At 43.8% G+C, this 26,271-nt stretch carries 20 protein-coding genes and 2 tRNA genes; 15 read left to right on the top strand and 7 right to left on the bottom strand.

Features of this window, described 5'->3' with window-relative positions; translation table 11 throughout:
- Positions 1-40 precede the first annotated feature (40 nt).
- From FTT71_RS04305 to FTT71_RS04290, 4 genes are all read right to left on the bottom strand, one after another.
- Positions 41-116, bottom strand: a tRNA-Lys gene (locus FTT71_RS04305).
- 21 nt (positions 117-137) lie between these two features.
- A tRNA-Lys gene (locus FTT71_RS04300) sits at positions 138-213 on the bottom strand.
- Positions 214-407: 194 nt separating this feature from the next.
- The gene (locus FTT71_RS04295; RefSeq protein WP_180160724.1) at positions 408-2,249 is read right to left on the bottom strand and encodes a long-chain-acyl-CoA synthetase; all 1,842 of its coding nucleotides are present in this window, start codon (positions 2,247-2,249) and stop codon (positions 408-410) included.
- 258 nt (positions 2,250-2,507) lie between these two features.
- Positions 2,508-5,936 carry an Rne/Rng family ribonuclease gene (locus FTT71_RS04290; RefSeq protein ID WP_180160723.1) on the bottom strand — a complete coding sequence of 1,143 codons (3,429 nt, stop codon included), beginning with the start codon at positions 5,934-5,936 and terminating at the stop codon, positions 2,508-2,510.
- Between the two features lie 762 nt (positions 5,937-6,698).
- Here FTT71_RS04290 and FTT71_RS04285 point away from each other — a divergent pair.
- From FTT71_RS04285 to FTT71_RS04255, 7 genes are all read left to right on the top strand, one after another.
- A complete protein-coding gene (locus FTT71_RS04285) occupies positions 6,699-7,661 on the top strand; it encodes an RluA family pseudouridine synthase (RefSeq protein WP_154321085.1) in 963 nt (320 codons plus the stop codon).
- Between the two features lie 353 nt (positions 7,662-8,014).
- Positions 8,015-8,683, top strand: coding sequence for an HAD-IA family hydrolase (locus FTT71_RS04280; RefSeq protein ID WP_154321084.1), 669 nt, complete (start codon positions 8,015-8,017; stop codon positions 8,681-8,683).
- Positions 8,684-9,112: 429 nt separating this feature from the next.
- A complete protein-coding gene (locus FTT71_RS04275) occupies positions 9,113-9,910 on the top strand; it encodes a 2-keto-4-pentenoate hydratase (protein ID WP_004976036.1) in 798 nt (265 codons plus the stop codon).
- A 25-nt stretch (positions 9,911-9,935) separates the two neighbouring features.
- Positions 9,936-10,832, top strand: a complete 897-nt coding sequence (locus FTT71_RS04270) for an acetaldehyde dehydrogenase (acetylating) (RefSeq protein ID WP_096901306.1) — start codon at positions 9,936-9,938, stop codon at positions 10,830-10,832.
- Positions 10,833-10,843: 11 nt separating this feature from the next.
- Complete coding sequence (gene dmpG, locus FTT71_RS04265; RefSeq protein ID WP_096901305.1) at positions 10,844-11,863, top strand: 4-hydroxy-2-oxovalerate aldolase; 1,020 nt, start codon at positions 10,844-10,846, stop codon at positions 11,861-11,863.
- A gap of 427 nt (positions 11,864-12,290) precedes the next feature.
- A complete protein-coding gene (locus FTT71_RS04260) occupies positions 12,291-13,562 on the top strand; it encodes an OprD family outer membrane porin (protein WP_154321082.1) in 1,272 nt (423 codons plus the stop codon).
- Positions 13,563-13,840: 278 nt separating this feature from the next.
- Positions 13,841-14,701 carry an alpha/beta fold hydrolase gene (locus FTT71_RS04255; protein ID WP_004976044.1) on the top strand — a complete coding sequence of 287 codons (861 nt, stop codon included), beginning with the start codon at positions 13,841-13,843 and terminating at the stop codon, positions 14,699-14,701.
- Between the two features lie 65 nt (positions 14,702-14,766).
- On the opposite strand, the gene FTT71_RS04250 is transcribed toward FTT71_RS04255, so the two are convergent.
- Together FTT71_RS04250 and hcaR are read right to left on the bottom strand one after the other, a co-directional pair.
- Positions 14,767-15,444, bottom strand: a complete 678-nt coding sequence (locus FTT71_RS04250; RefSeq protein WP_096901303.1) for a DUF1345 domain-containing protein — start codon at positions 15,442-15,444, stop codon at positions 14,767-14,769.
- 330 nt (positions 15,445-15,774) lie between these two features.
- On the bottom strand, positions 15,775-16,677 hold the full coding sequence (gene hcaR, locus FTT71_RS04245; RefSeq protein ID WP_004976051.1) for a DNA-binding transcriptional regulator HcaR: 903 nt from the start codon (positions 16,675-16,677) through the stop codon (positions 15,775-15,777).
- 281 nt (positions 16,678-16,958) lie between these two features.
- Between hcaR and hcaE the strand changes: the two genes are divergently transcribed.
- The 8 genes from hcaE to FTT71_RS04205 all read left to right on the top strand — a co-directional run bounded on the left by hcaE (position 16,959) and on the right by FTT71_RS04205 (position 24,550).
- The gene (gene hcaE / locus FTT71_RS04240; RefSeq protein WP_167845746.1) at positions 16,959-18,326 is read left to right on the top strand and encodes a 3-phenylpropionate/cinnamic acid dioxygenase subunit alpha; all 1,368 of its coding nucleotides are present in this window, start codon (positions 16,959-16,961) and stop codon (positions 18,324-18,326) included.
- Positions 18,323-18,841 carry a 3-phenylpropionate/cinnamic acid dioxygenase subunit beta gene (hcaF, locus tag FTT71_RS04235; protein ID WP_180160722.1) on the top strand — a complete coding sequence of 173 codons (519 nt, stop codon included), beginning with the start codon at positions 18,323-18,325 and terminating at the stop codon, positions 18,839-18,841. Before hcaE ends, hcaF begins: the two co-directional genes overlap by 4 nt.
- A complete protein-coding gene (gene hcaC / locus FTT71_RS04230; RefSeq protein WP_004976057.1) occupies positions 18,841-19,167 on the top strand; it encodes a 3-phenylpropionate/cinnamic acid dioxygenase ferredoxin subunit in 327 nt (108 codons plus the stop codon). The genes hcaF and hcaC overlap by 1 nt, the downstream gene beginning before the upstream one ends.
- 2 nt (positions 19,168-19,169) lie before the next feature.
- Positions 19,170-19,985, top strand: coding sequence for a 3-phenylpropionate-dihydrodiol/cinnamic acid-dihydrodiol dehydrogenase (gene hcaB / locus FTT71_RS04225; protein WP_004976058.1), 816 nt, complete (start codon positions 19,170-19,172; stop codon positions 19,983-19,985).
- Between the two features lie 71 nt (positions 19,986-20,056).
- Positions 20,057-21,022, top strand: coding sequence for a 3-carboxyethylcatechol 2,3-dioxygenase (locus FTT71_RS04220; RefSeq protein ID WP_167845747.1), 966 nt, complete (start codon positions 20,057-20,059; stop codon positions 21,020-21,022).
- Positions 21,023-21,026: 4 nt separating this feature from the next.
- Entirely contained in the window at positions 21,027-22,253 is a 1,227-nt protein-coding gene (gene hcaD / locus FTT71_RS04215) for a 3-phenylpropionate/cinnamic acid dioxygenase ferredoxin--NAD(+) reductase subunit (protein ID WP_167845748.1), read from the top strand.
- An 88-nt stretch (positions 22,254-22,341) separates the two neighbouring features.
- A complete protein-coding gene (locus FTT71_RS04210) occupies positions 22,342-23,250 on the top strand; it encodes a DMT family transporter (RefSeq protein ID WP_096902690.1) in 909 nt (302 codons plus the stop codon).
- A 247-nt stretch (positions 23,251-23,497) separates the two neighbouring features.
- The gene (locus FTT71_RS04205) at positions 23,498-24,550 is read left to right on the top strand and encodes an MBL fold metallo-hydrolase (RefSeq protein WP_180158783.1); all 1,053 of its coding nucleotides are present in this window, start codon (positions 23,498-23,500) and stop codon (positions 24,548-24,550) included.
- Between the two features lie 163 nt (positions 24,551-24,713).
- Here the strand turns inward: FTT71_RS04205 and FTT71_RS04200 are convergent, their stop codons facing one another.
- A complete protein-coding gene (locus tag FTT71_RS04200; RefSeq protein WP_154321077.1) occupies positions 24,714-26,234 on the bottom strand; it encodes a catalase in 1,521 nt (506 codons plus the stop codon).
- Positions 26,235-26,271: the final 37 nt, after the last annotated feature.

Below are 26,271 nucleotides of genomic sequence, written 5' to 3'. Positions count from 1 at the left end.
ATGATGATGATCATTTTTAGAATATCAACCTTGAAGAAGATGGTGGGTCGTCCGCGATTCGAACGCGGGACCAACGGATTAAAAGTCCGCTGCTCTACCGACTGAGCTAACGACCCATCTAAGGTTGATCAAGGAAATGGTGGGTCGTCCGCGATTCGAACGCGGGACCAACGGATTAAAAGTCCGCTGCTCTACCGACTGAGCTAACGACCCTGAACCAGCAATCAAGCAGGCTTGATTGTGAAGTGCAAGAAAAACCAGAGGGTTTTAAGCACCACTTCGTTTGATGGAGCGTATTGTAGCAAGATATGAAGCGAGCGCAAGTAAAAAATAAAAAAGTTGCCTATGTTTGATTATAAATGCAACAAATTTGTCGTATCTAATCAAAAAATAGGCAACCTGGTGGCTTAGAAGCGATATTGATACTGTTGAATATTGTCGTAAATTTCTTGGGTCAGTTCGCAATAAGCAGATTGGTTTGGCAATAACACCAGAATTTTTTCATCACACTGTTTTAAATCAAAACCTTGAGTTTTCAGGGTGTTCTTCTGATATTTAAATGTACCTGTAGTTTGCATTTGCTTTTGAATGCGTAAAAAAACGGGTACTGCATAAGCGGGCATTGCTTTTTTAAACTCCACCAGCATTTGACGCAAGTCTTGTTCATCTAACTGGCAGCCTTCGTTTAAGGTAATCGCAGCCATACCTGCACGACCATTGGTATGTGGGATTTCAACGCCATACACGACAGCTTCAGCAATTTTTTCATAGTCACTGACAATGTTTTCTACTTCTGTGGTGGATACGTTCTCACCTTTCCAGCGGAAGGTATCACCTAAACGATCAACAAACTGGGCGTGACGGAAGCCAATGTCGCGGACTAAATCGCCCGTGTTAAAATAGGCATCGCCTTGTTTAAACACGTTTTGCATCATCACCGCCTTGTTTTTTTCAGGGTCGGTGTAGCCATCAAACGGTGAGCGACGGGTGATTTTTCCAATCAATAAGCCGACTTCGCCTTTTTTGACTTTCATGCATTTGCCTTTGGCATCGCGTACGGGTTCATTTTTTTCTTTATCAAACTGAATGACCGCATAAGGTGTCGGTGAAAAACCAACCGTGTTGTCAAAGTTAAACACATTGCTAAAGCCGACGTTGCCTTCGCTAGACGCATACAGTTCCAGAATTTCCTGAACGCCAAAGCGTGTTTTGAATTTGCTCCAAATATTAGGACGCATGCCATTGCCAATCATTTTGGTCACACGATGCCCACGCTCTAAATCAGAAGCAGGCGCATCCATTAAATAACGGCACAATTCGCCCACATAGCCAATCGCAGAGGCATTGAATTTGTGTACATCTTGCCAGAAGCATGAAGTGGAGTATTTTCTACGGATGGCAAAGGTGGCACTGCCTGCAATTACGCCACACCAGCACACCACAATACCTGTGGCATGGTACAGCGGCAGAGTGCAGTACATCACATCATCCTGATTTAAACCCAAGACATGACCATAGGTACCATAAGCCAACGTCCAACGGCTATTGGTGAAAATCACCGCTTTAGGCAAGCCTGTTGTACCTGAGGTATAGATATAAAACAGCCCATCTTTGCCCTGTACCGACTGTGTGGTGGCAGGATTAAAGCTTGGGAATGATGCAATGCATTGCGCTAAATTTTGAAAACCTTCAGGCGCAGTGCCGGCATCGGTACGGGTATTTTGATCTGCAAACCAATACAGACGATTTTCTGCAAGCTCAAGTTCTTGGCGAATATCGGCAATGGCTTGGCGACATTCTTCCCCCACAATCACGGCAATTGGTTTGACTAAATTGATGCTGTGCGCCAAAACTTTGGCGACTTGTGCGGTATTGACCAAAGCCGTGATAACGCCAATTTTTGCCAAGCCAATGACACTGGCAATTAATTCAGGGCGATTTTCCAACATCACCGCAATGACATCACCTTTGCGTGCGCCAATGCTTAAATAGTAATGTGCAATTTGGTTAGCCCATGCGTTGAGCTGCAAATAGCTGTACTGCTGATCTTCAAACATCAAGGCACAACCATGCGGGTTACGATGCACGGCTTTTTCAAACGCAAGACCTAAGCCTGCAGGCGTATTGGGTGTGCGTAAATAGGCTTGCTTTAACCCTGTGATCAGGTGGGGCACTTTAGTCATAAACTGCGGAATTTTTGCCGCAACATCCGTTAAGCCAATTAAATCGCTTTTTGTCATCTGGTACATAAGAATCCTGTTTTTGTCATCATCCGTTGCATCTGCAAAGCATCGCGTCTTATTGTTTTGTAATCCCTTAGTCCTAGTGCAATCAACCTAATTTTTAGCTTTGACTGATGTTTTTATAAAAGCTGTTAAAAATCAAAAACACCTAACACCAAATTAACTTGCTTAAATTTAAGTCACCACTGCATTTGCTCTAAAGTAGCAAAAAAAATCCAGTCATTAAAATGACTGGATTTTTTTATTCCGCTGCAAAAGTGAGAATTAAGACTCAGTTGGCGGAGTTACTTTTTTAGGTGGACGACCACGTGGGCGACGCGGACGTGCAGTTTTCTCTTTTTCTGCTTTGTCCTGTTCAGATTCAGCAGTTTCGACTGGGTCATCTACTGCTAATTCCACTTGTACAGGTGCGACCACTTCAACGGCAGTTTCTTCTTGCGCTGCTGCAGTTTCAGTGACAGTTTGTGCAAGGTCGTCTTGCGCGTTCAACTCTGGCTGAGTAGCTTCAGTTGTAGCCTCTACTTCAGGGTTTACTTCTGTAGTTGCTTCGACTTCTGTGCTTAGCGCTACAGACGTTTCTGCAGTAGAGTTTGCTTCTACAGATGCGTCGGTAGTTGCCACAACGTCAGTCGTTGGCTCTGCTGCAGGTGTGCTTTCTGCTTCAGCTTTTTCTACTGCCTGTGCTTGCTTGGCTTGTTCCAAGGCTTGCTCAGCAGCTTGTTTGGCTAAACGACGACGCTCACGCGGATCGTTGGCAACACGCTTATCTGACACAGGTTTTGGTGGAGTCAGATCTAACACAGGTGCAGGTTCTGCTTCAGGAGCAGCTTTGGCAACTTCCACATCACGTGTGACAGGTTTTTTCTCTGCCACAGGCGCAGCTGTTGCAAGCGTTGCCGCATATTCATCGGTGAACTTTTGCAAAGCACGATTGAACGTTGGAATTAAACCAAACTGTTCAATCAGGACTGAGCAATCTTCACCATAGACGTGGCGAATCAGACTACCAATGCTGTATTGCGCTAAAGTTGGCACCTGTGAAGGCGTTAACTTTGGTGCAGCTGCTTGCTGTGCTTGAGCTTCACGTTGCTGACGACGACGCTGACGCGGATCGTTGCTGGCACGTTTTGCAGGCGCAGTCGGTTGTGCTTGTACTTCCGCAGGTGCAGCTGTTTCTTCTGCAACAACTGGAGCAGCTTCTACCGCAGCAACAGCTTGAGTTGGTTCAGCAACCGTTTCAGGCACAGTTGCTTCTACTGCTGTGACTGGTTCAGCCGCTAATGGCGCAGCATTCAATGCCACAATTTCAGTTTGAGCCTGATCGACATTCACCACCAAAGCCGTCGTGTTGAACTCTTGACGCGGTGCATCAATTAAGTCCACTTTCGGCTGATTAGAAGCCACTGCGGTAGGTGCTTGCTCATTCAATACGCTTGGGTCGCGGTGACGATTTGGGCGTTCTGGACGAGGCTGGTTACGACGGTCACGACGTGGCACGGCATTTTGCTGCTCATTGTTATTTTGAGCTTCTTGCTGCTGCGGTGCTTGGTCATTGCTGTGCTGACGACGAGAATTGCGTTTGTTTTCACGCGCTTCCTGACGTTGCTCCTGACGCGACATCTGAACCACTTCTTCATGCACTTGATGTTGTTGATTGTCGTGCTGAGTTTGTGGCTCACGTTGCTCTTTGTGCTTGTTATTGTTGTTGCTATGACGCGGCTTTTTGTTGTTGTGACGAGGAGCCGGTTTGTCTTCACGTTCAGCAGATTTCTCTGCAGAGTCACGTTCAGTTTTTTGTGCCACTGTCGATGGTGTAAGGTATACATTTTGACTGCTTGCAGCAGGGGCAGCAGATGCAGTTGCAATTTGACCAAACTGACCACGGCTCACGGCACCGCTATTTACCATTTGCTCAATGGCTGCTGCCGCATTGTTGGCACTACGTGCTTGATCAATGGTGCTGGCTTGCTTTTGAACAAACAGGTTTTCTAACCATGCACATGGGCTTGCAGCTGTTGTGGCTGCCGCAGGTGCAAGCTGCTGTTGTGCAGATGCTTTATTTTGCTGTGCTGCTTGTGGTTTTCTTGCAGAAGTTTTTTCTGCCGCAGGTGCAGCAGCGTGGCTGTGCGATTGATCGGCTTCTTCTAAATGCCATTCAGAAGATTCATAACCCAACTCTTTTTCGCTTGAACGAGTTGCTTCAGTACGTTCATAGCTGGTTGGTGCAAAGCCTTCAGGATTATACGAAATTTCGTAATGCGGGGTTTCTAAGTGTGGGTGAGGTAATACAGTCACACGCACATTTGAAGTTTGCTCAAGGTAAACCAGACTGTGACGTTTTTCATTCAGTAAGAATGCTGCAATTTCAACAGGTACTTCGACTTGAACTTCACCATGACGTTCACGCAGGGCAATTTCTTCCACTTTACGCATAATTGAAAGTGAAAGAGAGCGTAGGTCACGTACCATGCCTGTACCGTGACAGCGTGGGCAAACGTAACCAGTCGCTTCTTCAAGTGATGGACGTAAGCGCTGACGGCTCATTTCCATTAAACCAAAACGTGATAATTGACCAAATTGAATACGTGCGCGGTCACTTTGTGTTGCTTCACGAAGTTTGGCTTCAACCATACGTTGGTTGCGGTCTTTGGTCATGTCGATAAAGTCGATGACCACCAAACCACCGATGTCGCGTAAACGCAATTGACGCGCAATTTCTTCGGCAGCTTCAAGGTTGGTATTAAGCGCAGTATCTTCAACATCTTGACCACGGGTAGACTTAGCCGAGTTGATGTCAATTGAAACTAATGCTTCAGTTTGGTCAATGACAATTGAGCCGCCTGAAGGCAATTTCACTTCACGCTCATAAGCTGTTTGAATTTGGCTTTCGATACCAAAATGCGCGAATAGCGGCTCATTTAAAGTATAGGTTTTTAGCTTGTCTAACTGACGTGGCATCACGGCTTTTACGAAGTTATAGGCTTCGTTATAAGCTTGTTCTGAGTCAATTAAAATTTCGGCAACATCATCACGTAAGTAGTCACGAATCGCACGTGTCACCACACCTGCTTCTTGGTGTACCAACATTGGCGATGGGCCAGAGCTTGCGGTGTTTTGAATTTGCGCCCAAAGGTCAAGCAAGTGTTGTAAATCAAGCTGTAATTCTTCTTGTGAACGACCAATGCCCGCAGTACGTACAATCACGCTCATGCCGCGTGGCACGTTTAAAGATGCCAACATTTCTTTGAGTTCTTCACGCACAGAACCTGAAATTTGACGACTGATACCGCCACCTTTCGGGTTATTTGGCATAAGCACTAAATAACGACCAGCCAAAGAAATGAAGGTAGAGAGCGCAGCACCTTTGTTGCCACGTTCTTCTTTTTCTACCTGTACCAAAAGCTCAGTGCCTTCAGTGATCAGTTCACGAATATTAGAAGTTTGGCGAGGGTCGGCTTTGTAATAAGAGTTTGCGATTTCACGCATCGACAGGAAGCCTTGGCGACCTGCACCGTATTCAACAAATACGGCTTCTAAAGAAGGTTCTACACGGGTCACATGACCTTTGTAGATATTCGATTTTTTTTGTTCACGGGTACGATTTTCTAAATCGAAATCGTAAAGACGCTGACCAGTGACAAGTGCAACGCGAATTTCTTCGGCATGTGTTGCATTAATCAACATACGTTTCATGGGTGTAACACCTAATAGTGATACACAGCAAAAAATCGCTAGACACGTAGCGAACATCAAGCATCACGGATCAACTGCTCAGATCTCAAAAAAACCAATTGTGGTCTGAGTTTTTTTTACCGGCCTTTTTGTGTGGGGCTGCGGTGTATGATTCACGTATTGATGATGGCAATACGGCTTTAACCTTTAAACGGATAAAGTCACCTGATCGCTTCACTGGCGGACGAGCGGTGTATTGGATGTGTGTAACTTTCACTGTCACATTGCTCGAAGATCATCTCTTCTTTCATAGATAGAGTGTCTTGATACGGAATTATCGTCGTATCTTTACAAATTGTGCAGATCCAATACATCAAACGCTTTAGCCTGAAGTGGTTTTCAGGGTGCGACTAATCTGATGTGTATCAGTTTACGTTTAAAAACCAACTAGAGTTGGCGACATATTTTTTCAGGCAAACTGATTTATGTACCTGAGGTACAATTAAACGCAACAGTTTGCTTTTTTGCCGATATAATAAGCCTTCGGCGTCGGCATAATTCTTTTGGGACCTGCTCGTATGTAGTGGGATGTTGGTTGATTGCTCTATTTCAGAAAAACCTGAAAAGATTCAACGTGAACCCACTGACGATGGTTTCCGTGCGCTGACTATATCAAACCTTGCATCATCTGCCTATGGGCTAAGCTTATGTTTCTTGTGTAAAGCATAGCCTAAATGATCAGTTTTTAATCAATTTTAGTATTTTATTAGGTCTCTTAACTGTATGAATTCTACCCAACAATGGCAAAGTGTCACTTGGTTTGAAGTGGATGAGCATCAAGCGGGTCAACGCATCGATAATTTTTTGTTTAGTCGTTTAAAAGGGGTGCCTAAAAGTCGCATCTATCGTTTGATTCGTGAAGGGCAGGTGCGGGTCAATAAAAAGCGCATTAAAGCAGAAACCAAACTGAATATTGGCGATCAAATTCGTGTGGCGCCGATTCGCTATGAACAAAAAGACGACAGTGCTGCTCCAATTTCAGACAAGGTGGCACAGGGTTTATTGAGCCGTGTGGTTTATGAAGATGAAGGCTTGATGGTGGTGAATAAACCTTCGGGCATTGCAGTCCATGGCGGCAGTGGCGTTGCCTACGGGTTGATTGAAGGCTTACGTGCTGCGACAGGTAAAAAATATTTGGAATTGATTCACCGTATTGACCGTGATACTTCAGGCTTGGTGATGATTTCCAAAAAACGCAGTACCTTAAAAACCCTGCAAGATTTATTGCGCGAACATAAAATCCAAAAAACTTATGCTGCGATTGTCAAAGGGCAGGTGAGTTTGGATCAACAATTGATTGATGCGCCGTTGCATCGTTATGAATTGGCGAATGGCGAACGTCGTGTACGTGTATCTAAAGAAGGTAAAGAGTCTAAAACCCAGTGGAATGTGGCTGAGCGTTTTATGCATGCAAGCTTGGTATATGCTTCGCCGTTGTCAGGACGTACCCATCAAATTCGTGTGCATGGTTTAAGCATTGGGCATCCGTTGGTGGGTGATGATAAATATGGTCATCAAACTGAATATCGGGGTCCTGCGCCACGTCGTTTGTGCTTACATGCCATGCGTTTGGAAATTCCAGGCTATCCTGTGATTGAAGCGCCTTTACCTGAAGATATGCAGAGTTTGGTGGCGCAGTTGAGAGCGCAAAAGGCGGATAAGCCGACGGCGCCACCTGAGTTTTAATTTTTGTAACTCTCTGTTGTGCGATAGCAGCTTGCTTCTTTTTAAAGATGAGGAACATTGTTTCGCAAAAAGGAGATGAGGTTTTCAGGGGTAATTCACTGCCACATTTTAAAGTTTTTAATTTAAATTTTTGGTGTATAGGCTATGCCTTACTTTTCAAAGATGAAAAGTAACAAAAAACTTTTGTTTCGCTGATGGAACATCTCTGTGCCACAGCGAAACGGCGACATCCATGTCGCCCTTCGCGTATCGAATATTTGTTGTGATATATGTGCTGATTCTTGGTCGTTTATCCTTTTGAGTTAAGGTAAAGCGAGGGAATTTAAAAGCCGAATCAAATCTAGGAATCTAATATGAACAAACCTGTAGAACTCATCATTTTTGATTGGGATGGCACCTTATTTAATTCCGTCGGTCAAATTGTGGCGAGTTTGCAGTTCGCAGCACAACAATTTCAGCAACCCCTGACCGATGCTGCGGCTAAAAGTATTATTGGTTTGGGTTTGCCTGAAGTGGCACAGCGTTTATTTCCTGAAGTGCCAGAGCTGCATCAAGCGATTTTGCAGTGCTATTCAGAACACTATGTCGAACACTCAAAAACCGATGCTTGGTTTGAGGGTGTGGCAGATATGCTCGATGAGTTGTCAGGTTTGGGACTGAAATTGGCAGTGGCAACAGGCAAAAGCCGTAAAGGTTTAGACCGAGTGTTGGCGCAAACCCAAAGTCAGGATTTGTTTGTGGCGACACGTGCTGCAAGTGAAACCAAATCTAAACCTGATCCTTTAATGCTGCAGGAAATTTTGAGCAGTACCGATGTGCAGGTCGGGCAAGCGATTATGGTGGGTGACACTTCTTACGATTTAGAAATGGCACAAAATATTGCTATGCCGCGTGTAGGCGTGAGTTATGGCGTGCATAGTGTAGAGGTGTTGCAGCGTTATCAGCCTTTAACCATTGCAGATGATGTGCCGAGTTTGCATGATTTTTTAGTGCAGCAATATCGTTTACGTCAGGCGAGTTAAACCCAGTAAAACAATTTAGATGAATTTGAAATTAGAGTAACTTGAAAAATTTCAGGTTGCTCTTTTTTTATGTACTTTTGGGAGCGTCATAAAAAGGCTTAGCTTTTAGTCTAAAGTTAGGATTAAGACATTTTAAGATTGCTGCGAATTGCCGAGTCAATGACTCGGAAAATAATGTCATAGCCTACAGACAACTGTTTTGCTTGCTTTTTATAAAAATAGATTAATAGCTAATAGCTATTGAAAAAAAGAAAATAAGTATTGGCATAAACCCGCCATTTTTCCGATTCTTAATCAGTTTACATACCTCTGAGCTGGATAGCTTGTCCTGAGAATGGACAAGATCGGGGTCATCATCCCTATTTTCTATTATTACCTTTCCAACATCTCGGGGTATATGCCCAATTTTTGCAGTTTAAGGAAACATTGATGTCGAATTCTGCTGTTGTTGAATCAGTTGCGCAAGCATTACGTACTGCCGAACTCTCTCAAACTGCGATTGCGCCAATCCGCCCAGAACTTGGTGGTGAAAGTGCTGACGTAGATATTGCCTATGCCGTTCAAGAAGTGAATACCGAACGTGCCTTAAAAGAAGGTCGTCGTTTGGTGGGGCGTAAAATTGGTTTGACCTCTAAAGTGGTTCAAGCACAACTGGGTGTAGATCAGCCTGACTTTGGCATGTTGTTTGCCGATATGGCTTATGGTGATGGTGAAGCGATTCCTGCAGGTTTGCTGATTCAGCCAAAAGTAGAAGCAGAAATTGCATTGGTGATTAACCAAGATCTAACCAAAGAAAAACACACGTATGCGGATATTATCAGCGCGACTGAATATGCCTTGCCTGCCATTGAAGTGGTCGATAGCCGTATTGAAAACTGGAAAATTAGTTTGATTGATACCGTGGCCGATAACGCATCTTCTGCTGCATTCGTTCTAGGTTCAAAACCAGTTAAGCTAGAAAATCTGGATTTGGTGAACTGCAAAATGGTGATGACCCGTGGTGAAGAAGTAGTTTCTCAAGGCGTGGGTAAAGCTTGTTTAGCAAATCCATTAAACGCTGCCGTGTGGTTAGCCGATGAAATGGTGCGCCGTGGTCGTCCATTGTTAAAAGGCGACATCATCTTAACTGGTGCTTTAGGTCCTATGGTTGTTGCACAGCCAGGTGAAGAATTTAAAGTCGAAATTGAAGGCTTTGGTTCAGTGACAGCTGCGTTTGCTGCGGAATAAATCGAGATTCTAAGAGAGTACATGCATGAAAAAGATTAAATGTGCAATGATTGGTCCAGGTAATATTGGTACAGATTTGCTTTATAAATTACAACGCAGTGAATGGTTAGAGCCTGTGTGGATGGTGGGAATTGACCCAACATCTGAAGGTCTAGCTCGTGCGGCAAAAATGGGTTTAAAAACCACAAGTGACGGTGTAGATGGTCTTCTTCCTCACGTACTTGAAGATGACATTAAAATTGCTTTTGATGCAACTTCCGCTTATGTGCATGCAGAAAACAGTCGCAAACTGAATGAACTTGGCGTGTTGATGATTGACTTAACGCCTGCAGCAATTGGCCCATTCTGCGTACCACCAGTGAACCTTGAAGCGTTGCTACAAGCGGGCGAAGTGCCAAACGTCAACATGGTGACTTGTGGTGGTCAGGCAACAATTCCTATGGTGGCTGCAGTTTCTCGTGTTCAACCTGTGGAATACGGTGAAATTATTGCAACGGTATCAACTAAATCTGTGGGGCCGGGTACACGTAAAAACATTGATGAATTTACCCGTACAACTGCAGGCGCGATTGAAGAAGTTGGCGGTGCAAAACAAGGTAAAGCCATCATCATCATTAACCCAGCTGAGCCACCATTAATGATGCGTGATACCGTTCACTGCTTGGTGGAAGGTGAGCCAGATCAGGCAGCGATTACAGCATCTGTGCATGCCATGATCAAAGAAGTGCAAAAATATGTACCGGGTTACAAACTTGTAAACGGCCCTGTTTTTGATGGCAACCGTGTTTCAATTTTCTTGGAAGTTGAAGGTTTGGGTGATTACTTGCCTAAATATGCAGGTAACCTAGACATTATGACTGCAGCGGCTGCACGTACTGCAGAAATGTTTGCAGAACACGTTTTCAAAACTGCTGAAGCTTAAGGAATACCAAAATGTCTAAGATTATTATTAATGATATGACTTTACGTGATGGTATGCACCCAATGCGCCATCAAACCACGCCAGAGCAAATGGTTGCGATTGCCACTGCTTTGGATGATGCAGGTGTGCCTTTAATTGAAGTCACACACGGTGATGGCTTAGGTGGTAACTCTGTGAACTATGGTTTTGCAGCCGCTACTGATGAAGAATATCTGAAAGCAGTGATTCCAAACCTGAAACAGGCAAAAGTTTCTGCACTATTACTGCCAGGTATTGGAACAGTTGATCATCTGAAAATGGCGCATGATGTAGGCGTGGCAACCATTCGTGTGGCGACACATTCGACTGAAGCAGACGTTTCTGAACAGCACATTACTGCAGCACGTAAACTGGGTATGGACACTGTGGGCTTCTTGATGATGGCGCACATGGCTTCTCCTGAAAAATTGCTCGAAGAAGCACAAAAAATGGTGTCTTACGGTGCAAACTGTATCTATGTAACAGATTCTGCAGGCTATATGTTGCCTCAAGATGTGACTGATCGCGTAGGTATTTTACGTGCCAACCTCGCCTCAGACATCGAAATTGGTTTCCATGGTCACCATAACTTGGGCATGGGCGTTGCGAACTCTGTATCGGCTGTGACCGCAGGTGCAACCCGTGTTGACTTGGCTTCGGCTGGTTTAGGTGCAGGCGCAGGTAATACACCACTTGAATTGTTTGTAGCGGTCGCAAACCGTATGCAAATGGAAACAGGTGTGGACTTGTTTAAAGTGCAGGATATTGCTGAAGACTTGATCATTCCAATGATGACGCATCAAATTCGTGCAGACCGTGATGCAGCAACTTTAGGTTATGCAGGTGTTTACTCATCGTTCCTATTGTTCGCAAAACGTGCCGAAGCAAAATATGGAGTATCTGCGCGTGAAATTCTACTTGAGCTTGGTCGTCGCGGTACGGTGGGCGGTCAGGAAGATATGATTGAAGACTTGGCATTGACTATGTCTAAAGCACGTGAAATGCAAGCCTAAGTTTTTAATATAAAGCAGGCTTGAATTAAGCACTCCAAATGCGTTTGGGGTGCTTTTTTTATGCTGTGAAAGATGTAAAACGTGCTGAATTTTGTGCTAATTAAAATGTTTTTCTTATAAGTTAGGTTTATAGAAAATAACGCTAACACATGGGTTTAAAGTTAAAAAAGATTAATCCTTCACATGATGCAAAAAATAACAGCGTTTTTCACCTAAATTAAGCAGTGAATTCAAATAAAAATTCATTTAGTGAGGATTTTGAGCTTAATTTTTTATCGTTAAAAAGAATTAAAAAACTTGGAAAAAAGCTGCTCGATACAGAAAGTGCTGAATTTGTAGAAAAGCTTAATACTGTGGTCGGATTTTTTTCATGACAAGAGTTTTGCATGATGCCCAGATTCGCTTATTGGATGAATAGGAAAAACGCATGCATCGTCACAATTTATGGATAGCACTTTTTGCTGCGACAGCAACTTTAGGGACAACTGCAACTCAGGCAGATTTTATTGACGACAGCAATGTTCAACTTAAATTTAAGAATTTTTATTTAGATCGTCAAATTAAAGACAACCCTGCGGGGAACTTTGGTTCATGGTCACAAGCAGTCACCTTGGATGCTAAATCGGGTTATCACGATTTAGGCGTAATTCAGGTGGGTGCTGATCTTCTGGTTCAACACGCAGTAAAACTCAATGGTCGTGATAAAAATGCAGACTGGGTTTTGCCGCATGATGGTAAAGAGTCAAAAGATCATTTTGGTAAGGTTGGTGCAACTCTAAAAGTTAAATTTTCTGAAACTGAATTAAAAGTAGGTGACTTATTACCAATGTCACCTGTGGTGTTTTTTGACCCATCGCGTCAATTGTTAACGACTTATAGCGGTGCATGGTTAGAATCAAAGGATTTAAAAGATACTAAATTAACTTTGGCTTATTTAGACGGTATTAATGCACGTTATGATAACCAATACCAAGATTTTACGTTGTTCCCTCAAAATAATTTTTCTGCTGCTGAAGCGAATAAATTAAGCACAGACGATGGCATGTATCTTGTGGGAGTAGATCATCAATTTACCCCTAAAGTAGGTGGAAGTTATTGGTATGCGGATGTAACCAACATCTATCAACAACATTATGTCGCTGCAAACTATAAAACGACTTTGGCTGAAAAAACTAAGCTGGATACCCATGTACGCTATTTTGACAACAGCGAATCGGGTGACAAGCTGTATGGCAATATTGACAGCCAGGCCGTGTCTGCGGGTGCAAAAATCAACAATGGGATGCACACTGTACAGTTAGGTTATCAACAAATGTTTGGTGAGCACGGTACAAAAGCCCCAATGTTCCCGACCTTGGGCGGGTGGGTGCCGCAGCCTTACTTAGACAACTGGTCTGTGGCGAGCTTCATTCGTAAAGATGAGCGTTCTTGGAGTTTGGGTTATACCTATAATTTTGCTGATGTGGGTGTTCCTGGTTTAACAGCGACAGTACGTCATTTCCGCGGTGACAATATCGATCTGGGCGCAGGCAAGCCAGAAGGTAAAGAAAACGAAAATAACGTCATTGTGAACTATGTTGTGCCAGAAGGTAAGCTTAAAGGTTTAGGCTTTAATTATATGTTCATCGATACCAATTTTAACTTTGCGAATGACTTAGAAGAACACCGTATCGCCACGACTTACACTTATAAATTCTAAAGCTAGATAAAAATTAGAGCGGCTTTTTATAGTCGCTCTTTTTTTAATATTTACTGAATAAATACCTTATATAAATTAAGACTTTTATTTTGTTAAATTTATAAAATTCAAAGAGTTGTTTAATCGTTTTTTTGTAGGTTGTGATCGTAAATTTGTATCAGTTGATGCCGTGTGAACAGGTAATATAAGCCTGTAAAAGTAATGTTGAATGAGTCCACTTGACGTCAAATTCTATACCTAGAGCCAAACGCAAGCTAAAGACTGTACGAGGAGTATATATGAGCACTGTTCAAATCCCTGACTATACAACAGATCCATTCTTTGGCTTAGAAGATAAATGGATTGAAACAGCAGAAGGCGAATTAACGCATTATCATGAAGTGGGTGAAGGTACACCTATTCTATTTTTACACGGTTCAGGTACAGGCGTATCGGCTGCTGCAAACTGGTGGTTAAACTTGCCACAAATTGGTGAGCAAGCACGTTGTATCGCCATTGATACCATCGGCTATGGTCAAACTGTGGTTGCACCGGGCACACAATATGGCATCCGTGCATGGGTAGATCATGCTGTACGTACTTTAGATGCATTGGGCATTGAAAAAACTTGGTTGGTGGGTAACTCGTTGGGTGGCTGGTTGGCATTCCAGTTGGCATTGGATTACCCAGAGCGTGTTCTTGGTATTATCTCAATGGGTACAGGCGGTGCAAAACAGACTGCAGCCCTCAAAGCGCATGCAAATCCTGTATTGACTGAAGAAGGCATTAAAAAGACGCTTTCAATGTTCGTGGTAAATAAAGACTTGATTACAGATGAGTTGGTCAAAGTCCGTTTTGCTTCTGCAAAAAATGACTATGCTTCAGACCGTTTAATGGATGTTGTGGGCGCGCGTGACCGTGACCGTTTCGAGTTCCCACTCGACTTTGACAAAATGAAAGACATCACTGTGCCTGTATTGCTGATTCACGGTACGCAAGATGTGGTGATTCCAGTATCGCGTACATGGGATATTTTAAATATTGTGCCACATGCCGATGCACACATTTTCAGCCAATGTGGTCACTGGTCACAGGTTGAAAAAGCGGAAGAATTTAACACTGTGATTAAAAACTACTTAACTGCACGTGGCGTAAATTAAGCGCAGTGAGGTAAAAAAGGATGGCAATTTGCCATCCTTTTTTATGGATGTTTTATGTACCCAATTTAGTGCTGAATAAAGCTCGCGACCAAGTTAATGCAAATTGCCAAAATAGTGGTATTAAAGCTATAAGCCAAAATAATATGTAGCGTGTTCAGTACCCGCATGGGTTGTGAGCTAATCGAGACATCGGCGGTTTGTGCAGATGTACCAATCACATAGCTGAAATATAAAAAGTCAGGATAGGTTGGATGCGACGTCTTGGGAAAATCCAAACCACCTTCTTGCTGCTGTTGCAGTGCCAAATAATAGTCATGCGCATAGTGAATCGCAAAAATGGTGTGCATAAAAAACCAAGCACATAAAATAGTGGTAATGGATAAAATAAAATGTCCCATGCGCACAAACTCACTTTGTGCAAATAAATTCACCTCGACAATGATCGCAATAAAGCACATCACTAAGGTTAGAAATACCAAGAATAAAATCAGCCATTTGCTGGCATCTTGTTGTTGGGCACGTTGTAAAATATGTGCATGATCGCTGTGCCACAAACTGCGCATGGTTAAAACCAAATAGCAGGAAATCGCGATATTCCAGCTAATCAATAAACAGCTTGACCATGACCATGCAGTGAGGGTCTGAAAAATAGCATACAGCACAATGGTAATCACAAAACTGATAAAAAAATAAGGACGATATTGAATCCCTGTTTTCATTCTGCTGAAGGGTGTTTTTATCATTCTTGATCCTTTCTGGATGTGCAATCTAAAGGTGTTACTGCCTGTTATCATCGGCTTAATTTTAGAAAATAGCGATGGGGTGCCTATTTTAACTTATTAGACTTAAGTTGTAATTTGCAGGAAATGTGGTAGCGAAGCGAGGAAAAAGCAGACTGCAAAAATGCGAATGTTTGAGTGTAAGAATGAGCAGTAGTTCAGAAAAAGATTAAAAAAATAAGTTTAGACTTAAGTCTAAAGCTTTGTTTTAGCATTTAGGATGCACAAAAAAGTGCTTACTACATCAAGCAGCAAGCACTTTTGAAAGGTTGAAAAACGCGAGTGGTTTTAGAATTATTGTTCGCGGTTGATGTCCAAATAGAACACACGTGTGAGCAGTTCCATAAATTTCTGTACCGCAGCGGAATGGCTGTTTTTGCCATAGCTGACGTATAAATCTAAATGTGGAAGTTCTACATCAAGTGGACGGATGACGGTATTTTCCATGGTTAGCGGAGCAACATAGCCCGGTAAAATGGTGCAACCCAAGCCCATACCAATCGAGTTGATATTAAATAAAATGTTGTCAGCTTTTTGCACAATGTTTAGTTCAATGTTGTGCTGTTTGGCAAAATCGACAATCAGGTGATGCAGATTATATGAAGCTTCTGCCGAAGGAATAATAAAATCAATACCATTCAATGCTTTGACAGGAATGCGTTCGTATTTTGCTAACGGATGATCTTTGGGCAAAATAAAAATTAACGGTTCACGCAGTACAAACTGGCTCTCAATTTCATCACTGTTGATATTGTGGCGGGTAAAGGTGATATCGAGTTCACCTTTTTTAATCATTTTCATTTGCTCAGTGTTGTTCAAACTTAGCAATTCAATTTTTAATTCTGGGTTTTGTACCCGTAAATTAGGCAGTACAAAAGGGAAAATTTTCATTTCTGCCACAGGAACAAAGCCAATACGCAGCATTTTCTGTTTGGCTTGTGACACCTGACGTGCCATGGCAACCGCTTTGTCGGCTTGCGCCAAAGTCAGACGCGCCTGTTCTAAAAATACAGCACCTTCTTCGGTTAGCTCGACTTTACGTTTGGTACGGTTGAGTAGCTTAACGCCGACATCTTCTTCTAAATCTTTAATTTGCTGACTCAGCGAAGGTTGAGCCGTATAAAGTTTAAGTGCGGCTTTACTGAAGTTGAGTTCTTCAGCAACGGTAATGAAGTAGCGAAGGTGACGTAATTCCATACAACCATTCCAAAGATTAATTCAAAATATGTCTAATTATAGATTAATAAAAGAATGATCTATAAACAACTATTCGGTGAGAATTATTGTGTCATTCACGAAGTAAATAGGGTTTCATCATTATGCAACGATTTAAATGCAAAATATAATGCTGGATTAATCTATAAAAACTATTAATTGAAACAAAAAAAATATTTCACTAAACGTCCCTAAAAAACCATTATCCATCAAAAGTTGAGTCTATTTACTTTGTGCCGTTGTTGGTCACAGGAGAGCTTTTCATGAGTGGAAAAATTGATGTGCGCGAAATCGACGCTTTGGTCGATGCACAAAATGGACGTATCACTCCATCTATTTATACAGATCCAGATATCTACGAATTAGAACTTGAACGTGTGTTCGGCCGTACGTGGTTGTTCCTGTGTCATGAAAGCCAAATTCCTAAAGCTGGCGACTTCTTCAACACCTACATGGGTGAAGATCCAATTATTGTGGCACGTCAAAAAGACGGTTCAATCAAAGCATTTTTAAACCAGTGCCGTCACCGTTCTATGCGTGTGAGCTTTGCAGACTGTGGTAATACCCGTGCATTTACTTGCCCATATCACGGTTGGTCTTACGGTATTGATGGTTCACTCAAAGATATTCCTTTAGAAGAACGTGCGTATCCACAAGGTGCTTGTAAAGAGCAATGGGGCTTGGTGGAAGTGAACCGCGTGAAGTCTTACAAAGGCTTGATCTTTGGTTGCTGGGATGAAACCACTCCAGACCTAGAAGAATATATGGGCGACATCGCTTGGTACTTAGATGGCGTGATTGACCGTCGTCCGGGTGGTACTGAAATTATTGGTGGCGTACACAAGTGGGAAATTGACTGTAACTGGAAATTTGCTGCAGAACAGTTTGCTTCTGACCAATATCACGCTTTGTTCTCACACGCCTCTGCCATTCAGGTACTTGGTGCAAAACCAGATGATGACAGCACCAAACAATTAGGTGCAGCGCAAACAGCTCGTCCTGTTTGGGAAACTGCCAAAGATGCAATTCAGTATGGTTCACGTGGTCACGGTTCAGGTTTCTTCTTTACAGAAAAACCAGATGCAAACGTATGGGTTGATGGTGAAGTTGCCAATTACTTCCGCGAAACTTACGAAGAAGTGAAAGAGCGTTTAGGCGAAGTACGTGCTTTACGTCTTGCAGGTCACAACACCATGTTCCCAACACTGTCTTGGTTGAACGGTACTGCAACACTGCGCGTATGGCATCCACGTGGTCCAAACAAAACTGAAGTATGGGCATTCTGTATTGCCGATGCTGAAGCACCTCAAGACGTGAAAGAAGCATTTGAGCGTTCTGCGACACGTGCCTTCGGTCCTGCAGGTTTCTTAGAGCAAGATGACTCTGAAAACTGGATTGAAATTCAAAAAGTATTGCGCGGCTATAAAGCACGTCAAAACAAGCTCATTGTCGAAATGGGTAAAGGCAACGAAAAAGTACGTGAAGATGGTATTCCAGGAATCACCAACTACATTTTCTCTGAAACTGCAGCACGTGGTATGTACCGCCGTTGGGCAGACTTGCTGATCCATGAAAAATGGGAAGACGTTGAAAAAGCAGCTGACGAATACGAGAAGGAGCTAATGAAATGAGTCAAATCAGTTTAGAACTTCAACATGAAGTGAGCCAATTCTTGTATCGCGAAGCAAAATTGCTGGACGACTGGAAATTCCGTGAGTGGTTAGACCTCATGGCAGAAGACATTTCTTATACCTTGCGTACCACACCAAATGCGCAAACCCGTGACCGTCGTCGTTCAGTTGAACCACCTACAACTTGGGTGTTCAACGACAACAAACACTTGCTTGAGCGCCGTGTTGCACGTCTGGAAACAGGTATGGCATGGGCTGAAGAACCTCCGTCACGTACCACGCATATGGTCAGCAACGTGATTGTTGAAGCGACAGAGGCCGAAGGTGAATACGACGTACACGTAACTTACTTGTTGTACCGTACTCAAAAAGAGAAAGACGTGACTATTTACTGTGGTAAGCGCCATGACAAAATCCGTCGTGTTGAAGGTGGCTTAGGCTTCCAGATCTTCAACCGTAAGATTGTACTTGACCAAGTAACCTATAACTCACACAACCTGAGTGTATTCTTCTAATGAATAAAATCTTTGTTTGCCAAGTTGACGAATTAGACGAAGGCGAAGCGTTAAAAGTGGATTGCGGTGTGAACGGTATTGAAGCACTGGCAGTATTCAACAACGGTGGTGAGTTCTTTGCCATGAATGACCGTTGTTCACACGGCAATGCCTCAATGTCTGAAGGTTATCTTGAAGATGATGGCACAGTTGAATGCCCACTGCATTCTGCACGTTTCTGTTTAAAGACTGGTCAAGCATTATGCTTGCCAGCCACCGACCCGATTCAAACTTTCCCTGTGGTGGTTGAAGACGGCGCGTTATATGTAGAAATGGCAGGAGAGTAAGCATGGGTTGGCTAAAAGGCGAAGTGGCACTGATTACAGGTGGCGGTTCTGGTTTAGGTTGGGCTTTGGTCGAGCGCTTTCTTGAAGAAGGTGCGCATGTGGGCGTGTTACAGCGCTCACAATCTAAAGTCGATGCCTTAAAAGAACGTTTTGGTGATCAAATCGTGGCAGTCGCTGGTGATGTTGCCAACTATGCAGACAATGTCCGTGCTGTGCAGGCCACTGTGGAGCGTTTTGGAAAGCTGGATTGCTTTATTGGCAATGCAGGGATTTGGGATCACTACGCAGATATCGTCAATACTTCTGGTGAGCAGCTTGAAAAAGCCTTTGATGAAATCATGGGCATCAATACCAAGGCGTTAATCTTGGGGGCAAAAGCAGCACTGGATGAGTTGGTGAAATCTGAAGGTTCTATCATCTTAACCTTATCCAATTCTGCGCTGTATTCTTCAGGCGGTGGTCCTGTTTACACTGCATCTAAACATGCAGGTGTTGGCATCATGAAAGAGTTGGCTTATGAATTGGCACCTAAAGTACGTGTCAATGCTGTTGCGCCTTCAGCGATGAATGTCAATATTAAGGGCGCAGCATCTTTAGGTCAGGAAAACCTAGGCTTACTCGATGCACGTGATCCTGAAAAAATTGCACGCGGTATGCCGCTGAATTTCTTGCCTGAGCCAGAAGACATGACTGGTTCGTATGTGCTCTTGGCATCGCGTCAAAATAACCGTGCGCTGACTGGCGTTCTGATCAATGCAGAATGTGGTTTGGGTATTCGTGGTTTGCGTCAACCACGTGCAGGTTTTTTTGACGAATAAAATTGAGTCTAAATTCAATAGACGAATCGGCAGCCTTTCTCTGGGCTGCCTTCCTTATTTAGGAGTCTTTCATGGCCGTTAAACTCATTTGTGCATCGCACAGTCCTTTAATGGAATTTGCAACACCGCAAGATCAATCTAAAGAACAAAAAGTTCGTGCTGCCTTTGAGCAACTTTCTGCCGAAGTCAAAGCATACGATCCAACCCTGATCATTACCTTTGGTCCAGACCATTTCAACGGTTTCTTTTACGATTTGATGCCAAGTTTCTGTGTCGGTATTCGTGCTACGGCTGCGGGTGACTGGGACTACGGCAAAGACAACAACCGTATTGATGTGCCTGAAGACAAAGCCTTGGCGATGGTGCGCCGTGTGTTGGATGAAGGTGTAGATGTTGCATATTCGTATCGTATGCAGGCCGACCATGGGGTGACTCAGCCATTACACTTTTTGTGTGAGGGGCAGCTAGATCGTTATCCAACCATTCCCGTATTTATTAATGGCGCTGCAGCGCCGATGCCAACCACCAAGCGTACCATTGCTTTGGGGCGTGCTGTGGGTCAATTTATCAAGTCGTTGAATCTTGAAAATGAACGTGTTCTTGTTTTAGGTACAGGTGGTTTGTCGCACGATCCACCAACACCGCAAATGGGTTCAGTACCGCCTGAAGTTGAAGAGTTTTTAATTGCAGGTCGTAATCCGAGCCCTGAAGCACGTCATGCACGTCAGGCTAAAGTGATTGCAGTCGGTCAAAAACTTGCAGCAGGTGATACCTCTGTGGCTGTGCCGCTCAGCCCTGAGTGGGATATTGCCTTGCTTGAAAAATTCAAACAGGCAGACTTTGTGGCTATGGAAGCCATGACCGAAGCTGAAATTCGTCGTGATGGTGGTCGTGGTGGTCAGGAAGTCCGTTCGTGGATGGCTGCTTTTGCTGCGTTAGATGAACTGGGTGCGTATGAAATGACCACGCATTGCTATGAAGATATTAGTGAGTGGATTGCGGGCTTTGGCATCGTATCTGCCGAGTTAAAAGGTTAAGCCCATGAGTGTAGAAACAATTGTGATTGTGGGTGCAGGTCAGGCAGGGGCGAGCGCCATTCTTGAGCTGCGCGGCAATCAATATGCAGGCAACATCATCTTAATTGGCGATGAAATACATTTGCCTTATGAGCGTCCACCGTTGTCTAAAGATGTGATTTTGCGTCCTGAAGAAACCAAAATCGAGATTCTGTCGGAAGAAAAATTGGCAGAACTAGGTGTGACCACTATTCGTGGCAATGGCGTGAGCAAAATCAATGCCGAAGCACATACGGTTGAATTGCAAAATGGTGAGGTTATTGCCTACGACAAGTTGTTACTTGCCACAGGCGGTGCTGCACGTCGCTTGCCAAATTTTGATGCCTTAGGTAAACACGTTTACACGTTGCGTAATCTTGAAGACTCGCAAGCCTTAGTCCCTGTATTGCAAGCGGGTCGTCGCATCATCTTAATTGGTGGTGGTGTGATTGGTTTAGAGTTGGCATCTTCAGCACGTTTTAAAGACTGTCAGGTAACTGTCATTGAAATGGGACCAATGGTGATGGGACGTTCATCACCACTCATCTTGAGTGAGTTTTTACTGCAACAGCAGTTATTGGCAGGAGTTGATGTACGTCTGTCTACGCAAATTGCAGATTGCAAGCTAGATGGTGAAGAAATTGTCGTGACCCTAGAAGGTGGCGAAGAACTACGTGCCGATGCGGTGATTTACGGTATTGGGATTATTCCAAACGCACAACTGGCAGTTGAAGCAGGCTTAGATGCAGACTTTGCCGTGCATGTGAATGAAAACTGTCAAACCTCAAACCCAGACATTTATGCTGCGGGCGATGTCGCATCACAACTGCGTGAATGTGGCAATCATCGTCGTGTAGAAACTTGGGAAAATGCCAACCTGCAAGCAGGCATATTCGCGCGTCATGTGATGGGCGTGGAACATCCTGTAGCCAATCCCGCTTGGTTCTGGACTGATCAACTCGACATTAACTACCAATTTGTAGGAGATATGTCAGCAGCAGAATGGCATGTGCGTGGTGAGATGGATGCTTCCAAACGCAGTGAGTCTTCATTCGTATTGTTTGGTGTGACCGATGGCGTGATTGTCGGCGGAATTACCGTCAACTCAGCCAAAGATATGCGTCACTTGAAAAAGCTGATTGCTAAACAAGCTGCTTTTGAAGCAGACAAATATTTAGATGTGAGCCAAGACCTTCGCAAATTGGTGAAGTAAGCTTGAACTGATGAAAAACAGACCTGAGGCAACTTGGGTCTGTTTTTTATCTGCCGAAGAAAAGTGTCCATTTTATGTTGAGCAAGCGATGAATACGAATACATCTCCTGTTGTGGTAACCGCCAGTATTTATGCCTTATTGGTACTCATCTGGGCGACCACGCCATTGGCGATTGTCTGGAGTGTGCAGGAAATTCATCCAATGTGGGTTTTGATTATCCGCTACTTTGGGGCTTCCGTGATTGCGCTGTGCGTGCTTAAACTCATGCGCGATCCACTGCCTTTTGATCACACCTCAATGAAAAGCTATTTGGCGGGTAGTCTGAATTTAATTGGTGCACAGCTATTTATTTACTTGGCCGCCAATTATTTAACTTCAGGCTTAATGGCACTGATTTTTGGTTTTTCTCCTTTAATCGCAGGCTTGATTGGTCATGTGATTTTACGCACGCAAAAATTGATTGCCTTACAGTGGACAGGGATGGCAATTGCGATTGCAGGACTCAGCTTTGTCTTTGCAGACTCTGCCGACAGCAAAGTGAATCCATGGGGCGTGGTGTTGATGTTTATCAGTATGCTGTCCTATATCAGCTCAATTTTTTGGGTCAAACAAATCAATGCTCCTTTAAAGCCGATGTCACAAGCCACAGGTTCTTTATTGGTATCATCGGCAGGGTCATTGTTATTAATTCCCTTTATTTGGTCGCATTTCCCGACTCAAATGCCAAGCAGCCAAGCCATGATTGGTTTTGTATTTACCATGATCATGTCGTCTATTGTCGCCATGCTGTGTTATTTCTGGCTGATTCGTCGTTTAAATGCCTCAACCGTATCTTTAAGTAATGTGATGACTCCCATCATCGCGTTAATTTTAGGTGCGACCTTAAATAATGAACACATCAGCATGAATGCGTTTATTGGCATTGCCGTGGTGATGTTCGGGATTGTGATGTATTTCTGGAAAGAATGGCGCGAACAATATTTTGCTAAACGCTAAGCCCGCATTGCTATACCCGTGTTTAGGTTTTTCTAAAGCCTCGTTTATCTGAGGTATAAATTTCCGATCATTAACCCGCTGTCGATACGACTTTTTTCTCAAAACAACAAAAACATAAAGGAAATTGCCTGCTTGATTTCGCTACTATGCGTGATAGAGTCAACACATGAACCAAAGCTGTGTTTTTTTCTGAACAGATCAGGATAAAAAGCATCATGGTAGATGCGCTATATATTATTGGGCTTACATGAACAACGTGGAACAAAAGCATTTTCAACTGCCAACGGAAGCCTGTTGGTCGCATACTTGGCGTAAACCCAAGCTGCAGTTTTTGCCTTCAAATCATTATGATGGAGCGCAGTTTTTTAATCCGATTGCGTGTCCTGAGGGGCGCAGCCAAACTGATTTATTGAAATGGTTGCTAAAACGCAAATCGAACAGTTGGAATGTCAATCCGCAACAAGAAGCACAGCAATTTTTTACAGCGCCAAGTGCTTTGCCACAATTACGTCCACACGCCAGTTTGGATGATTGGCAAGTTTGGTTTGTGGGGCATGCAACGGTGCTGATTCAAATTGGACCGTATAACTTTTTAACCGATCCAGTCTGGGCAGAGCATGCCAGTCCGAAACAGGGGCGAGGGCCTAAACGTGCCTGTCCTGCAGGGATTGCACTGGAAGATTTACCGACCATTCATGCCGTCTTCTTGAGCCATAACCATTATGACCACATGGATTTAGCCACCTTAAAATGGCTGAATCATCAATTTGCCATGCCTATTTATACAGGTTTGGGCAATGCTTGGTATTTGCCGCCTGATTTGCATGTGATTGAAATGGACTGGTGGCAATCGGCTTTATTTAAAGAAGTGAAAATTGTCTACACCCCTGCACAACATGGTTCAGGGCGTGGCGCACGTGATCAGAACATGGCGTTATGGGGCGGTTTTTCTATTTTGCATGGGCAAGATCATTGCTTCTTTGCGGGCGATACAGGTTACTCGCCACACTTTAAAGAAATCCAAACCCGCATTGGCGCACCGCGCGTGGCACTTTTGCCGATTGGTGCTTATGAACCCCGCAATTTAATGCGTTATATGCACATGAATCCTGAAGATGCTTTTCAGGCACATAAAGACTTACATTCCAAATGTTCATTGGCAATTCACTATCGAACCTTTGAATTGACTGATGAAGGACGTGATCAGCCTGAGGCAGATTTGCATCAAGCCATGAAGCGTTCTTCTAAACTGATGAATCCGTTTTATTGTATTCGTGAGGGTAAGAAATTAATTGTTTAATCTTTTAAAAACTTGACCTTAAATAAAAGTGACACGCTACTTTTCACGCTACTGAAAAGTGGCAATGATAGATATAGAACACAAAGCCCCTATCGAAATAGGGGCTTTGTTTTGGTGTTTAAAGTCTTGCTGTTCAGACTGACTTGATCTTTAACTACAAAGATTACAGTACGCCAGGCTGACCAAGTGCAGGGTCACTGGCACGTGCTGCTTGCGCATCGGCAACGGTCATGCCTAAAGCCGCTGCAACGCCTTCGCCATAAGCAGGGTCACATGCATAACAGTTACGAATATGACGATACTTAATAAAGTCTAAAGCATCACCCATTGCACGTGCCGTGTTATCAAACAGTGCTTGTTTTTGCTCAGGGTTCATTAAATTGAACAAGGCACGCGGCTGGCTAAAATAGTTGCTATCATCTTCACGATAATCCCAGAAATCTGCATCGCCACGAATTTTTAGCGGTGGTTCGCGGTATTGTGGTTGCTCTTGCCATTGATGGAAGCTGTTTGGCTCATAGTGTGGCAAGCTGCCATAGTTGCCATCCATACGACCCTGACCATCACGACGGTTTGAGTGCACAGGGCAGCGTGCAGCATTCACTGGAATTTGTGAATGGTTCACACCAACACGGTAACGTGCAGCATCGGCATAGTTGACCAAACGCGCTTGTAACATGCGATCTGGCGAGTAGCTAATTCCTGGTACAAGGTTGCTTGGTGCAAAGGCAGCCTGTTCAACATCTTGGAAGTAGTTTTCAGGGTTACGGTTCAGTTCAAATTCACCCACTTCAATCAGTGGATAATCACCTTTCGGCCAAACTTTGGTGAGGTCAAATGGGTGATAAGGGACTTTTTCTGCATCCAGTTCAGGCATGATTTGCACGAACAGCGTCCATTTCGGGAAATCACCGCGTTCAATGGCATTGTAAAGGTCGGTCTGGCTGCTTTCACGGTCACGACCAATCAATTCTGCTGCTTCTGCGTCGGTTAGGTTTTGAATGCCTTGTTGAGTGCGGAAGTGGAATTTCACCCAAAAACGCTCATTATTGGCATTAATAAAGCTGTAAGTATGGCTACCAAAACCATGCATGTGACGATAACCGACAGGAATACCACGATCCGACATCACAATGGTGACTTGGTGCAGTGCTTCTGGCAGCAAAGTCCAGAAATCCCAGTTATTGGTTGCATCACGCAGGTTGGTGCGTGGGTCACGTTTTACAGCTTTATTCAGGTCTGGGAATTGACGCGGGTCACGGAAAAAGAACACTGGTGTGTTGTTGCCGACTAAATCCCAGTTGCCTTCTTCAGTATAGAATTTTAAGGCAAAACCACGAATGTCACGTTCTGCATCGGCAGCGCCACGCTCACCTGCAACGGTAGAGAAACGAGCAAACATTTCAGTTTTTTTGCCAACTTCAGAGAAAATTTTGGCACGGGTATATTGGCTGATGTCGTGCGTGACCGTAAACGTACCAAACGCACCTGAACCTTTGGCATGCATACGACGCTCAGGAATTACTTCACGTACAAAGTTTGCCAACTTTTCATTGAGCCATAAATCTTGAGTAAGGAGTGGGCCACGTGCGCCCGCAGTCATACTATTTTGGTTATCTACAACAGGTGCGCCTGCATCGGTGGTTAAATGCGTTACAGGGCATTTTTTTATCTCTTGGCTCATCGTTGTTCTCCATATTGTGATCATCATGTGGTGGGCT

It is taken from the genome of Acinetobacter sp. YH01004 (genome assembly GCF_013420455.1).
Classification (GTDB): Bacteria; Pseudomonadota; Gammaproteobacteria; order Pseudomonadales; family Moraxellaceae; genus Acinetobacter; species Acinetobacter towneri.
Note: the sequence above shows the minus strand (reverse complement) of the source record. Positions and strands in the feature narration are given on the sequence as shown.

Coding starts and splice junctions, on each gene's coding strand:
- FTT71_RS04210 (WP_096902690.1), top strand. CDS start 22,342: ATGAATACGAATACATCTCCTGTTGTGGTAACCGCCAGTATTTATGCC.
- FTT71_RS04295 (WP_180160724.1), bottom strand. CDS start 2,249: ATGTACCAGATGACAAAAAGCGATTTAATTGGCTTAACGGATGTTGCG.
- hcaR (WP_004976051.1), bottom strand. CDS start 16,677: ATGGAATTACGTCACCTTCGCTACTTCATTACCGTTGCTGAAGAACTC.
- FTT71_RS04220 (WP_167845747.1), top strand. CDS start 20,057: ATGGCCGTTAAACTCATTTGTGCATCGCACAGTCCTTTAATGGAATTT.
- FTT71_RS04270 (WP_096901306.1), top strand. CDS start 9,936: ATGAAAAAGATTAAATGTGCAATGATTGGTCCAGGTAATATTGGTACA.
- FTT71_RS04200 (WP_154321077.1), bottom strand. CDS start 26,234: ATGAGCCAAGAGATAAAAAAATGCCCTGTAACGCATTTAACCACCGAT.
- FTT71_RS04275 (WP_004976036.1), top strand. CDS start 9,113: ATGTCGAATTCTGCTGTTGTTGAATCAGTTGCGCAAGCATTACGTACT.
- FTT71_RS04260 (WP_154321082.1), top strand. CDS start 12,291: ATGCATCGTCACAATTTATGGATAGCACTTTTTGCTGCGACAGCAACT.
- hcaD (WP_167845748.1), top strand. CDS start 21,027: ATGAGTGTAGAAACAATTGTGATTGTGGGTGCAGGTCAGGCAGGGGCG.
- FTT71_RS04255 (WP_004976044.1), top strand. CDS start 13,841: ATGAGCACTGTTCAAATCCCTGACTATACAACAGATCCATTCTTTGGC.
- hcaC (WP_004976057.1), top strand. CDS start 18,841: ATGAATAAAATCTTTGTTTGCCAAGTTGACGAATTAGACGAAGGCGAA.
- FTT71_RS04285 (WP_154321085.1), top strand. CDS start 6,699: ATGAATTCTACCCAACAATGGCAAAGTGTCACTTGGTTTGAAGTGGAT.
- FTT71_RS04280 (WP_154321084.1), top strand. CDS start 8,015: ATGAACAAACCTGTAGAACTCATCATTTTTGATTGGGATGGCACCTTA.
- FTT71_RS04205 (WP_180158783.1), top strand. CDS start 23,498: ATGAACAACGTGGAACAAAAGCATTTTCAACTGCCAACGGAAGCCTGT.
- hcaF (WP_180160722.1), top strand. CDS start 18,323: ATGAGTCAAATCAGTTTAGAACTTCAACATGAAGTGAGCCAATTCTTG.
- FTT71_RS04250 (WP_096901303.1), bottom strand. CDS start 15,444: ATGATAAAAACACCCTTCAGCAGAATGAAAACAGGGATTCAATATCGT.
- dmpG (WP_096901305.1), top strand. CDS start 10,844: ATGTCTAAGATTATTATTAATGATATGACTTTACGTGATGGTATGCAC.
- hcaB (WP_004976058.1), top strand. CDS start 19,170: ATGGGTTGGCTAAAAGGCGAAGTGGCACTGATTACAGGTGGCGGTTCT.
- hcaE (WP_167845746.1), top strand. CDS start 16,959: ATGAGTGGAAAAATTGATGTGCGCGAAATCGACGCTTTGGTCGATGCA.
- FTT71_RS04290 (WP_180160723.1), bottom strand. CDS start 5,936: ATGAAACGTATGTTGATTAATGCAACACATGCCGAAGAAATTCGCGTT.